We start from the raw sequence: 12,737 nt of genomic DNA on the forward strand, positions 1-12,737 counted from the left end.
CTTTGTTTATTTCTCCTTGAACGTGAGCAGCTTATCCCGATAATATTCGTATTGCTTTGTTCTTGCTTCGATTTCCGCAGGGAGACCAATATTGAGGTCAGAACAGATGGCATCGAAGTTGTCCAGAATATCCACAAGCCTGTTCTGAACATCAAGTTCGGGCAGCGGAATTGAGAAATTAGCAATATCTTTCAAGCTGATGTGTGGAATTGCTCCTCCGGTTTTTTTCTTCTCAACATAGCATGTAAAGGAACCACTGGCTATATAATGGTACACATATCTGATATTGGCTTTTTCTGTCCTAATTCGTGTTACTCGTTGAACAAGAAGCAACGGTAAATTATCCTGACGAACCATTCCGTAGCTCTTTCCAACAAGAGAACCATCCATAGAAATTACAATATCACCATCTTCAAGCAAGAAGCGTTCCAGTCCATTGCTATTTTCCCAGTAACGGTCTATATCATCATTAAACTCTAAAATGCCACGCTTTATATTCATTCCACGCATCAAACAAATTCCTTGATTCACAAACTGCGAACTATCAAATGGGAATCCGGTAAGCAGATCACAGAAATCACCTAATTTGACAAAGGGAATTTCTGAATTGAATGAAAGCAAGTGATTACGATAATAGCTATATTGTTTTTGTCTGGCTGCAAGCTCCGTTGTAAGCTCCGCTGTAAGCTCCGTGAAATTGTCCAGAATCCGGACAATTTCACTCTGTACTTCCAACGGTGGCACTGGAACGGAATACTTCATAACCGCTTCCTTGCTCCCTCTCGGCATTTTTGCCCCTTTCGAGTTCTGCATATCGTAAAGGAAAAACTGGTCAGAAGACAAGACGTAGTAGAGAAATTTTGGCATGAGTTTTTCCAGTTCGTTTATTTGAACCGTCAAAACATCACCATTGGTTCCACCGTCACAATCTGCCAACCATATCTTTTTGAGATATGGGCGAATGTTGCCAATCAAAATATCTCCACAATTAAATGCAATAACTGCACCGGATGTAGGGACAGAGCTTGCAACCGTTTTTCCCTGCTTATTCTGAAGGAGATTTCCTACTCCAACATAAGTATCTTCATTGACTTCAGAAGCGTCAATCCTCGATTTTGCATAATGAGCCACTTCACTTAGAGAAAGAATTTCTACTCCATCAGGACAAAGCTCCTGTATCAATTCTGCCAGTCTGCTCATCATCCTACCTCAATTTCTGCGATGATCTTCGCAATCTCATCACGCAGAACCTGTTCACGGGCAACGATTTCCTCAATCTCGGCATTGAGCTTCACAATGTCGATTTTCTCTCTGGTGTCCTCTGCTTCCACATAGGTGGAAACAGAAAGATTGTAGTCGTTTTCCTCGATTTCCTCACAGGTTGCCAGATGGGAGAAGTGTGCCACTTCCTCGCGATTGGCAAAAGTGTCCACGATGCGCTGAATATTTTCCGGGGTCAGCTTATTGTTGTTCGTAACCTTGATGCACTCGTTGGATGCGTCAATAAACAGGGTCTTGTTGTCGGGTTTCCCCTTCTTCAAAACCATGATGCAGGTCGCAATGGAAGTTCCGAAGAACAGGTTGCTCGGTAACTGGATGATACAGTCAATATAGTTATTGTCAATCAGATACTTTCTGATTTTCTTCTCTGCACCACCACGGTACATAATGCCGGGGAAACAGACGATCGCCGCCGTTCCGTTGGACGCAAGCCAGGAAAGGGAGTGCATGATAAAAGCAAGGTCAGCCTTGGACTTCGGTGCGAGAACGCCGGCCGGAGAAAAACGAGGGTCGTTAATCAGCAGTGGATTGTCACTTCCCGCCCATTTGATCGAATACGGAGGATTGGAGACAATCAACTCAAACGGCTCATCGTCCCAATGCTGCGGTGCGGTCAAAGTGTCCTCACAGGCGATATTAAATTTATCAAATCCAATATCATGGAGGAACATATTGATACGGCACAGGTTGTAGGTTGTGATATTGATTTCCTGTCCGTAGAAGCCGTTTCGGACTGCATCTTTGCCAAGTATTTTTTCAGTTTTCAGAAGCAGAGAACCCGATCCGCACGCAGGGTCATACACTTTATTGATTTCCGTCTTGCCAACTGTACCGAGTCTGGTCAGCAGTTCAGAAACATCGGCAGGGGTAAAGAATTCCCCGCCGGACTTGCCTGCACCCGATGCGTACATGGTCATCAGATATTCGTAAGCATCGCCAAACGCATCAATATCATGGTCTTTCACATCACCAAGGTTCATATTGGCTACACCATGCAGAAGTTTGGCGAGGCGCTCATTCCTTTTTGCCACGGTAGAACCGAGCTTGTTGCTGTTCACATCAAAGTCATCAAACAAACCGGCAAAACTGCTTTCAGAGGAAGAACCCTTTGCGGATGCTTCGATGTTGTTGAACACACGCTCCAAGGTCTCGTTCAGATTTTCGTCATTGTCCGCTCTGCGAGTGACATTGCAGAACAGCTCAGACGGCAGAATGAAAAAGCCTTTTTCTTCCACCAAGCCCTCACGGGCTTCTTCGGCTTCGTCATCTTTCATCTGGATATAATCAAACGCTGCGTTTCCGGCTTCCTGTTCGCCGTCGTTAATGTAATTGGTCAGGTTTTCAGAAATGTATCGATAGAACATCGTGCCAAGGACATAGTTTTTGAAATCCCATCCGTCCACGGCACCACGGAGCTCATCAGCGATTGCCCAGATCGCACGATGCAGCTCGTCACGCTCCTGTTCTTTCTTTGTATCGATCATGTTGTTTTTCTCCTTTTTTAATCGCTTCGTTGAGGAAAGTGCAGAATTTCAAATAGCACATGCACGAAACTTCCTCCGCTTAATATTCAATCCTGAAATAATTCAGATACGCTTTATATCGATCCTGTGCAGATAGGCAAGTATCCGTCAAATAGCCTTTTTCATCGTCCCACTCTTTCAGACCACGATAGTAGAACATCTTCAGATTATCTTCAATGATGAACGGAACAATATTGTATTTCAGGCACTCCTTAAACATAATCAGTCTGCCCACACGTCCATTGCCGTCCTGAAACGGATGGATTCGCTCAAATCTTACATGGAAGTCCAAAATATCTTCAAAAGTCTTTTCTTCCTTTGCGTTGTACTCCGTCAGCAGAGCTTTCATTCGATCGGCAACTTCTTCCGGCAAGGCCGTATCCATGCCGCCCACTTCATTCGGCACCTTTTTATAATCGCCTACAGCAAACCATTCTTTTCTGGAATCACTGGTTCCATTCTTCAAAATCAGGTGAAGCTCCTTGATAAACTTCTCGCTCAGTGCCGCTTTTGCATTGTCAATTATCATATCAATGCACCGGAAGTGATTTGCCGTTTCAAGCACATCATCTACATTGAGGACTTCATTCTCCACACCGATGGTATTGGTTTCAAAAATGTACCGGGTCTGATCGTGCGTCAGGCGACTGCCCTCGATATGATTGGAATTATAAGTCAACTCGATCTGTGTCTTATGGTAAATACCGCCGGAATATTTGTTTGTTTTTTCTTCCCGCAGAATATCCAGCAAAGTGACGGGGGGTTCCTTTCTCTTATTGGAGCGCTCCGGCTTTTCTGCATTCTCCGGGATATTCCAGGTCTTGCCGGTAAGGAAAGCACCCGGAACACGCCCCTGAGCGCAGTAGTTTCTCACACTGCGTTCCGAGATATTCCATTTCTTTGCTATTTCAGTAACTGAAAGGTATCGCATCTGCTCTCCTCCACTTATCTCAAAATGATTTTCACACTTTTCTACTGTATAGTATAGCACATTATCGGCAATAAATTCAACCGATTTAGTTTCAATGCCATGTGTTTTTGCCGCATCCGGAAGTTTTACACAAAGAAAGCAAACCTTCCAATACGCCAAAGTACATAAAAATGAGATTATAATCACAATAATTATGTGATGACAGATGTGTTCAAACTACCACCTGCGGTTGTTTCCAGAGGGCAGTTTCTTTTATGTTCTACGATGAAGCAACGTTCCAATACACGCTTGTGATAACTGTATATAAAAAGAAGTAACCGCCCCAGCGTAGGAAACCAGGCGGTTAATTCTTAACCATCTTGATGAGGACGCACCGTTTGTCATGTGTGCCTCTTTTTTATTATACCATCATTTTCAGTTTGCGTTGTCAATGATTTCAACGAACATGAAATTTCTTTTCAAAAATCACTGCCGCAGTGTTTACAATGCCACTGCTTTCCAATCTTGCTGCCCGCCAGTCCGAGAGTTAGTAGCGACAGCGTCCTACCACCCGATCCAATCTTCTTCGTGTCGTGAGAATGACAATATGGGCATTCTGGAGTATTGGGTTTTGGTGGCGTATGCAAAGTTGTATATCCACACACATTGCACTTTAATGCACCATTTGGATATGGTTTTTTGCATAAAGGACATTTATAGAAAATATTATTGTTGGTGCTGGTCTTCTGATTCTCTAAAGACAAAGATATAGGACATCCGCAATGCGGACAGATTTCTGCATGATCGGATACACTTTGCCCACAGTCGATGCACGTAATTAAAGCCATGAATTTATCCCCCTCCTTGTTTTTTGATATTGTACCACATTTTGAAGCTGAAAGAAATAGGTCTGTTTCTCATACAGGATTTCTAAAAATTGAGTTTTAATTTTTAGCTTCTTCGACCGCCCGCCGCCAGTCATTTACATCATAAAAAATTCGTCCAGTAGCCATCCACGCGCGATAATATACCGTAAAGGAACAAGCAGTGCCGTATTATAATTACCATCCACTAAATGTCGGATTTTTTTGCAGCGTGAATCATCCAAATCCAATTCTGTTTTCATTTTCTCCCAGTCGATAATGTAAATACTCTTTTTGTTTGCAGGATTCTTTACTTTTGCCGATGAATCAACTACGGCAATCCGTGAGTAATCATAGTGATACCATCCGTCGGACTTTTTTCCGTTGCGGTCAACCCGTAATTCGATATACATGTTATGTGTGTTTGCAATGCTCGAATCCGCTTTGACCTCTAAATAGAATCGTTCCCCTGTCAATCTATCTGTTACATGCAGGTCTCCTTTATGCTCTTCTGACAAAGGAACGCTTTTCGCTTCATAACCGTAATCCGCCAGGCATTGCTTTACGAGAATGACAAACGGTTTACTTTGATTTAGTTTTACTTCAAATGTCTTGTCCAGCGCCATGAAGAGTAAAGCAAGACTTTCCTTGCTCCCTCCCCGGCTGATATTGTTTATACATACAAACATCCTCCTTAACAGCAAAAAAATACCCGTATTCTTTGCAGAACACGGGTTTCTATAGTATCTGTACTAAAATCACTTGCTTTTATCATGGCAGATAATATCTGATACTTCGCAATTCAGAATAAAACAAAGTGTATCTAAGGTCTTCGTCGTGATCGGAAGCCCTTTTTTCATCCGATGCAACGTATTGGCAGATATACCTTCCTTAAAAATCAAATGATATTCCGTAATATTTTTCTTAAACAACGTATCATAGAACGGTCGATACGAGATCATAACCAATCACCGCATCAAGATTACCATACTTAATTTGTTGACTATGCTTAATATATTGAGTATAATGGAGAAAGATTATTCAGGGAGGGATAAAAATGAATCAGCAAAAAGTTAAAACCATAATTTCACGAATCATTGAAATCATGCTTCTGGCTGCTGGAATCTGCACATTGGCGATTTCTGGACTTGCGACATACGAATCACTGCTGTATGAGGATATTGCATCTGATGGTTTCCTCGAAACATGCGTTGCGGGCGATATCCTTGGCATTGTTTTAATCGCACTGGGCATCTATCTCCATCGGCGCATTTCTCGCGCAAAAAAACGCCAGCTGGAAGCCTCTGCTCCTTTAGAACTTCCATCTGATCCCACAACTTCTTCAATAGAAAATCCGGTCACAATCGACATTGCTCCTGCTGACACCAATGATCAGGACACCAGCACACAACCAACACGCAAGCCACTAAATAAAAAGAAAATCGGCATTGTTGCCGGGATCGTTGTTTTGATTTGTATCATATCTTGTACAGCAATTACTTACAGAAATTCTAAAATCCAAGCAGAGCAAGAAGCTGAAATTGCAGCTGTCCAACAGTATAATGACTATATCGATAACTTTTACCGTCTATACCTGCAAGCTCATCAAGGAGCTTCTACAGCTGAAAGTGTCTGTGTGCTGACCTATAATGTATGGCATGACAAAATCTATAATGATTCTTCTGATGAAACCGAAAAATATCTGAAGAACACCTCCGATTTCAATGACGCTGTTCAAAACATATATGCCGATACAGAAATCAAGAAAAATTTATCTGATATTGAAGATACTCAAAGCAGCATTAGACAAATCATGCAGGAATTACAATCTTGCCCGGACGAAATGAATAAATGCTATGACGCCGCTGTCGAGTTAAGCACAGCTTTCAATTCGTTGGCTGAGTTAGCGCTCACACCTACCGGAACTCTGACCTCGTATAACAGTTCAGAGCAAAGCAAGGTGGATGCTTATCTGACAGCAGAGCAAACTCTCTCTATGCTTATTCCATCCAAAAAAGATCGTCCCTATTTCGATGATGAAACCAAAGAAATCGTTGAAGCCTATTCCTTTGCAAATTGCTTAAATCAAACCTCAGAACATATACCATCTAATATAACAGTAAAAGATTACTCACTGTTTGGAAAAACACTTTTATCCGGAACGACTGATATCAACGGAATCACTGGAACCGTATCTTTTAGCGCAATGCATAATTCAGTTGGCGTATTCGACTACATTTCGTGGCAAGCTGATAAACCCGACGATGCTTCCATAGAGAAATTTGTGGAACAAATGACACTATTGTATGGTGAAGAATATCAACCGAAAGTATAGTGGCTCAGTTGTCAAGACAAAAATCTAAGATTTTTATAATGAACTGATATAGTGGACAAGTTACAAGGAACATGTGGAGAACAGTGGAGCACTCCCCAGATTCAATATATGCTAAGCTACATATGGCATCAACATTGCCGGATAGTAGCATTCAGCCGGTGTTTGGTAATCAAGTGCAGAATGGCGCCGCTCAAAGTTGTAGATGTGGATATACTGTCCGATAGCAGCTCTTGCTTCCCTGATGTTGTTGTACTGTGTCAGATAGGCTTCCTCATACTTGAAGCTGCGGAACCAGCGTTCAATCATGATGTTGTCTGCCCAGCGACTTTTTCCATCCATACTCTGACGGATGCCGTTTTCCTTTACAAAGTCAATGTATTGCTGACTTGTAAACTGACAACCCTGATCTGAATTCAGGATTTGAGGTTTTGCCACTTTGAAAGCTTTTTTCAGGGCACTGATAACCATTCTGGTATCAAGTGTGTCATCCACTTCCCAGCCGACAATACAACGGCTATACCAGTCGATCACGGCTGTCAGATACAGAAATCCGCGCTTGATCGGGATATATGTAATGTCAATAGACCATGCTTGATTTGGCTTGTCTATGACCGCATTACGAAGAAGATATGGACATACTTTCGCCTGCTGCATTCGCTTGGAAAGATTCACCTTTGGATAGATCGGGTAAATATCCATCTCATTCATGTAGCGTCTTGCCTTGCGGCGCCCAACCTGGTAACCACGGGCTTTTAACTGTGCAGACATTTGTCTTGCGCCCCAAGTGGGATTATCTGTATGGAGATGATCAATGATCTCTTTGCAGGCCAGTTCCTCATCTGAAATAGGGGTGCCCGTGTAATAAATGCTTGTACGGTTGATGTCAAGCAACCTGGCACCAACGGAAGCCGGAATTTCCTTAGTCGTCAAAAGGTTTTGGACTAAACTTACTCTCGTAGTCAGGTCCACAAATTTCTTCAGATTTTTTTTTGAGCCAGTCAACCTGCATGGTTAACTGACCAACCTTTTTGGCATACTCCGCTTTCTCTTTTCGCTCTTCGGCAAGCTTTTCTTTGAGGTTTTCCTCGCGCTTGTCGTCGAACACAACCGAAGCATTGTTCAGGAACTCCTTTTTCCAGTTACGGAGCAGATTTGGTTGGATGCTATTTTCAGCTGCCAGGGTATTGAGATCTTTCTCACCCTTAAGCAGCTCAATTACAAGGTTTGATTTGAATTTGGCACTAAAACTTCTTCTCTGTCTGGACATGATAATGGCTCCTTTCTTACATACTGGTTTAAGTATATCAGATTCATTAAAATCTGTCCGAAAAAGTGTCTTAATTTATGAGACCATTATAAAGAACCGCAGGAAGGGCAACATACTTGGAGCCTGAATAATACGCATTATTACATCAATTTATCTTGTGATGATGAGAAATTAAGCATTACTTGGATGTACACATAATAAAGCAGTCACTATAAAGCCTGTTCCCATACTCGATTCTTTGTCAGTATGGGGACAGGCTTTTCAACTTCAATATAAAAAATAGGGCGGTGAGTTACACCGCTTCAATATGATGAAAGTATTTGCAACCTCTCAATCACAATCTTGCCATTCTTCTTCATCTTCCCAATCGTAATGCGGAGCTACTTTTGGACGCGGAGGAGCAGTCAATAAGAACCCACACTTATCTTCGTACTTGCGCCACTCTGTGTTGCCTGTTACGATGTCCATTAAATCCTTTGGATACTTACGCAGCAGCGCATCTGGATCGAGCTGAATAAATTTATCTTCCAGTTTGTATCCATACGATTTTTCATCCCACTCTCGTGAACGATCAATGTCAAGAGAGTCCCTACACTCCCAGTATGCTGTATTGGCTAGAGGAATATAAATACTTCCTCCATTCATTTTTCTTCCTGCCACAACTTTGTCATAGTGAATCGAAATATAAGCGGTATTATCACATTTCTTTCTGTATATATGTTTTACATTCTCGTCATTCGCCCACAGGTTTACGATCCACACATAAAACTCTTCTTCTGTCATGCCGATCTGCTTTAAAATTTTATCTGAGCGATATGTTGGTTGCGTTCCCATCCCGGATACATATTTACTATTATAATGATTACCTCGGATTACACTATAGATAAGAGAAATAGGGTTGTCATTTAATTCTGCAATTTTCTCTACACTGCGCCGGATCTTTCTAAAGTATTGCAGCTCTTCCCACTCATCTTTTTCTTTTTCCTGCCTTTTCATCATATCCAAATGTTCTCCGGCCTGCTTCCGTTTCGGATCGGTAAAAGCGGCCTTTGAAAACACACCAATCGCCAGTGCAACTGCTAAATCTAACATCACTGTGCCTCCTCGATAACCCATGCATCACAAACGCCTTCATCAGAACAATCCCATGTGTCGTATAAAACTCCATCAACACATGCTACCCAGTGACGCGGCATCTTCAATATGTACTTGCCATGTGGATGCTCTTTACAAAACGTTTTTCCATCCATCATACTGTAGTCACCCCACTTGTCAAAGATAATGCGTCCCCAACCACTTCGTCTTCCAAGCTCTTCTCCTACGCTTTTACAGCTAAAATGCTCTGCACCAATCTCATTTTTGATGCGGTTCAACATGCGCTGCACTGACATGTAATCCATACCGGTTACTTTACACACAGCTCGTTTGACACAATCTTTGGCGGTTTTGCTTCCCTTGGGATGCGGATTATAATACTGATACATAATATCACCTCGTTTTATTATAACACAACCTGCGAACCTGTGATTATAATTCAAAAACAAATTTTAAAAAATGGATAAAACTGTAGTACCTCCGCTTCTGTATCTGAAATCTCATCCAGAGGGATAATTCAACAGTTCCTTCATCCGTGCAACCTCTAATTTCGCGTCTGTGTAAAATTTCCAATATGCGTTAGCCTCCTTATCGGACTCTGCATTTCTGAATTGCTCGTAATAGTAACGCGCGTCCATCTGCTGTTTCTTCAAATACACGCCATTTTCACATTCAGACTGTTTGTCAAAACGTCCTTGCAGAAAATATGCTTCCAGTGCGTAAAACAGTCCTTCTGGTATCTTGATGTCTGCGATGATAAGCACCCCCTTTTTAATGAGTAATATCTTTTCAGCCGCGCACGAGTCGTGCGCGGTTACTTCTATTTCAATCTGTTCATTAAACCCTTCTTTTCCTTTTAACGAAAATCCGTAAAAACGCCACAAAACGTGAAGAAAATTTGCAAGTTTAACACCTCGGTGGTGTTACAGTCAATCATTCAGCCATTCTAAAAGCAAATCTCTCATCCGTCTGGACGGGATATAGATGTAGATATCTTCCCCATTTCTGATAGCGCTTCTCCAAATCCACTGTATCATCTCGCTCAAAGCGTACTTGTTTTCATCTATTTCATGCCCGTGCTGAAAAAAGTAATTCTCGATACCGGGATGGGAATAAATGTTTGCAGCATAAACAAGATACTTTCTATTATCGTAAGCATTCGTTGCGCGAGTGTTACAAGCCAAAAAAGATGAGGTATATCCCTTCCCTTTGAGTTTTGACTTATAATCCTTAAAAGTTGTCCACAGAATCTCATCAGCTTTTGCATGGCATTTGTTGTGCAAAAAATTGTAAATGCTATCCTGCAAGTCTTTAAGCGTCTGCTTTGAGGCATTTTTATACCATGTGACAGAAAGAGCCGAGTTCTTCTGTAGTCTATTCGCTGCTCCGAATATTTCTCCTGATACGTGTATCTTCTCCCGAAACGCCGATTTATCTGGCTTGTAATAATCAATCAGAGTATAGCCTTGCCCTGTACTGGCAACACTCACAGTGCTGTATTCAATTCCGTGCATATCAAAATACGTCTTGAGAATGCTTCCTTCAAACAGATAGGTCAGCACGTACACGCGCTTAAATAGCTGGAAAATATCTGGCGGGAACTGCCAAACATAAAAGGTCGAATTAACCTCAAACAAGCAGTGATTTTTGGCAACTGTGCGGATTTCATTATATGATGTATCCAGTTCGTCGCCTGTCCATTTCAACATTCCATCCGGTTCAACGACGATATCTTGATGTTCTTTTAGGCTGCGAATATCGTCTTTACGACTCAGTTTGTACTCTTCCACCGCCGAGAGCGTCTCATCGAGAAACAGCACATACTCATTTTGTCGTATGGCTGTCCTGCATCTATCATCGTAGCGGCGGAAAAGCGCATGGGTGGATGCGATATCTTTACCTGCCGCTAGCAACTCCGCTACATCATCCAGCTTCATGTGATCCTGTGATTTAACCGTTGGGATATACACCGTATGGTTTACCTCTGCTTTTATGCGTTCGCATTCGTCCAGAAATGGCGTGACGAACAGAACATTCTCTTCCGGATGCTCATTCATATATTGGATAGCCCAGCGAGTTTTCCCCGTTCCCATGATTGAGTCAACAACGCAAACTTCTGACAATTTTCTATATCTCTCCTTTTATTTTGAATGTCGCTCTTTGTAATTTGTAATAGCCTCTTTTATGTCGTTATCCTGTAAATTATCTAACTGGTAGTCTCTGTAACTGCCAACATAGTACTCGTGATAACGAACCTTGCGAATCCGTTTCCAGATTTCCGTCCGGTATTCACGTTCATAAATGACGTAGCTGGTAAATTTCTTATATTTTCGCTCGCGCACAATGTAATATCTCTTCACTCTGGCACCTCCTCTCGTGGGTATTAAAAAAATGAAAACAACAAAGACAAATGGGTCACGGAAATTATGACCCCGTTGGAAAGCGTAACCTCACTATCATCAGCAAATCTGGCCTGTACAGTCTCATCTGCTTTTTCCGAAGCCATTTTTTCAAGCCATTTATTTACGCCATTTTTTGAAGCCATTTTTTCACACCATACATATTATGTATTCATATACACGAGAAGAGCCTCCCTTGAAAAATTACACAAAGCGTGTGATTTTCTGTTTTCGTTTTGCAAAAAAATTAAAAGATATTTTTTAAAAAAGCACTTTCTTTTCCATGATTCAACTTTTTGCGAATAAAATCCGCCGATTTACCCCATATTTTGCTGATTATTAGAACATATTTGCATTCTTTCAGAAACAAAGGCAAAATTTTATGTTCCACTTTCTGTTAATTCTCCATTGTGTGTTGCAAAAAATCTTTGTCCACAACTCATCTGCGCCCTTACGGCCATCAGTAAGTTGTGAAGCGCCCCTTTGTTTGTGAATATTGTACAATACTTTCCGTATATTTTTGCACATTATTGTTTGATATTGCCATGTATTTATAGCATCACTATTCTCATGTTCTATGGTTAATTTGTATAAATAATCGCAAATTAGTTTGTGTAATTTGCACAAATGATATTTTTTTCGCTCACCGCAAATCGTTTCATCCTTCGAATTTGCCAAAAAGATACATTCCTAAAATTTAGTTTTTATCCGCTCCGACAACTGAGAATCTCGTTGAATCATAGCCAATGAAGCGAACAGGTAAAAATCAGGAGAAAAATAGATTTTCTCTCTGAATGGAAGACAATCTGCGATTATGAGAATCGGGTCTGAGAGAATTGTAGAAGCCATTGATGTAAGCAAAAAGACTTTGTTTCAAAAAGGATTTCTGGCAGCAACAGCATCACGGAGGGTAGCAATTGCCAGAAAGCGATCCATTTTTTGCGAAACGCGATAATCAATGACTTTGAATGATAAAAATTTTTAAGATCGTTTGTTTCAATTCTAGGGTATATTTGTTTTGCTTCTTGGCAGACATGCTATCACTCCTTTTGATTTGTCCACTA

Annotated in this window: 13 protein-coding genes; 1 reads left to right on the plus strand and 12 read right to left on the minus strand. The window is 41.4% G+C overall.

The features are described 5' to 3' along the window. Positions 1–6: 6 nt before the first annotated feature. The 5 genes from CBW42_RS12350 to CBW42_RS12370 all read right to left on the minus strand — a co-directional run bounded on the left by CBW42_RS12350 (position 7) and on the right by CBW42_RS12370 (position 5,539). A complete protein-coding gene (locus CBW42_RS12350; RefSeq protein ID WP_087022055.1) occupies positions 7–1,200 on the minus strand; it encodes a restriction endonuclease subunit S in 1,194 nt (397 codons plus the stop codon). Continuing rightward, on the minus strand, positions 1,200–2,765 hold the full coding sequence (locus CBW42_RS12355) for a type I restriction-modification system subunit M (RefSeq protein WP_087022058.1): 1,566 nt from the start codon (positions 2,763–2,765) through the stop codon (positions 1,200–1,202). The genes CBW42_RS12350 and CBW42_RS12355 overlap by 1 nt, the downstream gene beginning before the upstream one ends. Before the next feature lie 79 nt (positions 2,766–2,844). Further along, on the minus strand, positions 2,845–3,735 hold the full coding sequence (locus tag CBW42_RS12360; RefSeq protein WP_087022060.1) for a Fic family protein: 891 nt from the start codon (positions 3,733–3,735) through the stop codon (positions 2,845–2,847). 961 nt (positions 3,736–4,696) lie between these two features. After that, entirely contained in the window at positions 4,697–5,266 is a 570-nt protein-coding gene (locus tag CBW42_RS12365; protein ID WP_087022063.1) for a hypothetical protein, read from the minus strand. A 69-nt stretch (positions 5,267–5,335) separates the two neighbouring features. Then, positions 5,336–5,539 (minus strand): helix-turn-helix domain-containing protein, encoded by a 204-nt coding sequence (locus CBW42_RS12370; protein ID WP_087022066.1) that lies wholly within the window; start codon positions 5,537–5,539, stop codon positions 5,336–5,338. Positions 5,540–5,634: 95 nt separating this feature from the next. On the opposite strand from CBW42_RS12370, the gene CBW42_RS12375 reads away from it, so the two are divergent. Then, a complete protein-coding gene (locus CBW42_RS12375; protein WP_087022070.1) occupies positions 5,635–6,912 on the plus strand; it encodes a hypothetical protein in 1,278 nt (425 codons plus the stop codon). 111 nt (positions 6,913–7,023) lie between these two features. Here CBW42_RS12375 and CBW42_RS12380 read toward each other — a convergent pair whose 3' ends face one another. The 7 genes from CBW42_RS12380 to CBW42_RS12405 all read right to left on the minus strand — a co-directional run bounded on the left by CBW42_RS12380 (position 7,024) and on the right by CBW42_RS12405 (position 11,634). After that, a complete protein-coding gene (locus CBW42_RS12380; protein WP_242969879.1) occupies positions 7,024–7,881 on the minus strand; it encodes an IS3 family transposase in 858 nt (285 codons plus the stop codon). Beyond that, the gene (locus CBW42_RS15055; RefSeq protein WP_242969783.1) at positions 7,832–8,179 is read right to left on the minus strand and encodes a transposase; all 348 of its coding nucleotides are present in this window, start codon (positions 8,177–8,179) and stop codon (positions 7,832–7,834) included. The genes CBW42_RS12380 and CBW42_RS15055 overlap by 50 nt, the downstream gene beginning before the upstream one ends. 330 nt (positions 8,180–8,509) lie before the next feature. Continuing rightward, positions 8,510–9,271 carry a hypothetical protein gene (locus CBW42_RS12385; protein WP_087022073.1) on the minus strand — a complete coding sequence of 254 codons (762 nt, stop codon included), beginning with the start codon at positions 9,269–9,271 and terminating at the stop codon, positions 8,510–8,512. Continuing rightward, complete coding sequence (locus tag CBW42_RS12390; RefSeq protein ID WP_087022076.1) at positions 9,271–9,663, minus strand: hypothetical protein; 393 nt, start codon at positions 9,661–9,663, stop codon at positions 9,271–9,273. Before CBW42_RS12390 ends, CBW42_RS12385 begins: the two co-directional genes overlap by 1 nt. Positions 9,664–9,774: 111 nt before the next feature. Continuing rightward, entirely contained in the window at positions 9,775–10,158 is a 384-nt protein-coding gene (locus tag CBW42_RS12395) for a hypothetical protein (RefSeq protein WP_087022079.1), read from the minus strand. A gap of 45 nt (positions 10,159–10,203) precedes the next feature. Further along, positions 10,204–11,397: a hypothetical protein gene (locus CBW42_RS12400; protein WP_087022086.1), complete on the minus strand. Its 1,194-nt coding sequence runs from the start codon at positions 11,395–11,397 to the stop codon at positions 10,204–10,206. An 18-nt stretch (positions 11,398–11,415) separates the two neighbouring features. Beyond that, positions 11,416–11,634: a hypothetical protein gene (locus CBW42_RS12405; protein ID WP_087022088.1), complete on the minus strand. Its 219-nt coding sequence runs from the start codon at positions 11,632–11,634 to the stop codon at positions 11,416–11,418. Between the last annotated feature and the right edge of the window lie 1,103 nt (positions 11,635–12,737).

The sequence above is a fragment of the Butyricicoccus porcorum genome (genome assembly GCF_002157465.1).
GTDB classification, from domain to species: domain Bacteria; phylum Bacillota; class Clostridia; order Oscillospirales; family Butyricicoccaceae; genus Butyricicoccus_A; species Butyricicoccus_A porcorum.

What these genes read in the sequence shown, in the direction of transcription:
- CBW42_RS12370 (WP_087022066.1), bottom strand. Translation starts at nt 5,539, where the DNA reads ATGATCTCGTATCGACCGTTCTATGATACGTTGTTTAAGAAAAATATT.
- CBW42_RS12350 (WP_087022055.1), bottom strand. Translation starts at nt 1,200, where the DNA reads ATGAGCAGACTGGCAGAATTGATACAGGAGCTTTGTCCTGATGGAGTA.
- CBW42_RS15055 (WP_242969783.1), bottom strand. Translation starts at nt 8,179, where the DNA reads ATGTCCAGACAGAGAAGAAGTTTTAGTGCCAAATTCAAATCAAACCTT.
- CBW42_RS12355 (WP_087022058.1), bottom strand. Translation starts at nt 2,765, where the DNA reads ATGATCGATACAAAGAAAGAACAGGAGCGTGACGAGCTGCATCGTGCG.
- CBW42_RS12385 (WP_087022073.1), bottom strand. Translation starts at nt 9,271, where the DNA reads ATGTTAGATTTAGCAGTTGCACTGGCGATTGGTGTGTTTTCAAAGGCC.
- CBW42_RS12375 (WP_087022070.1), top strand. Translation starts at nt 5,635, where the DNA reads ATGAATCAGCAAAAAGTTAAAACCATAATTTCACGAATCATTGAAATC.
- CBW42_RS12360 (WP_087022060.1), bottom strand. Translation starts at nt 3,735, where the DNA reads ATGCGATACCTTTCAGTTACTGAAATAGCAAAGAAATGGAATATCTCG.
- CBW42_RS12390 (WP_087022076.1), bottom strand. Translation starts at nt 9,663, where the DNA reads ATGTATCAGTATTATAATCCGCATCCCAAGGGAAGCAAAACCGCCAAA.
- CBW42_RS12365 (WP_087022063.1), bottom strand. Translation starts at nt 5,266, where the DNA reads ATGTTTGTATGTATAAACAATATCAGCCGGGGAGGGAGCAAGGAAAGT.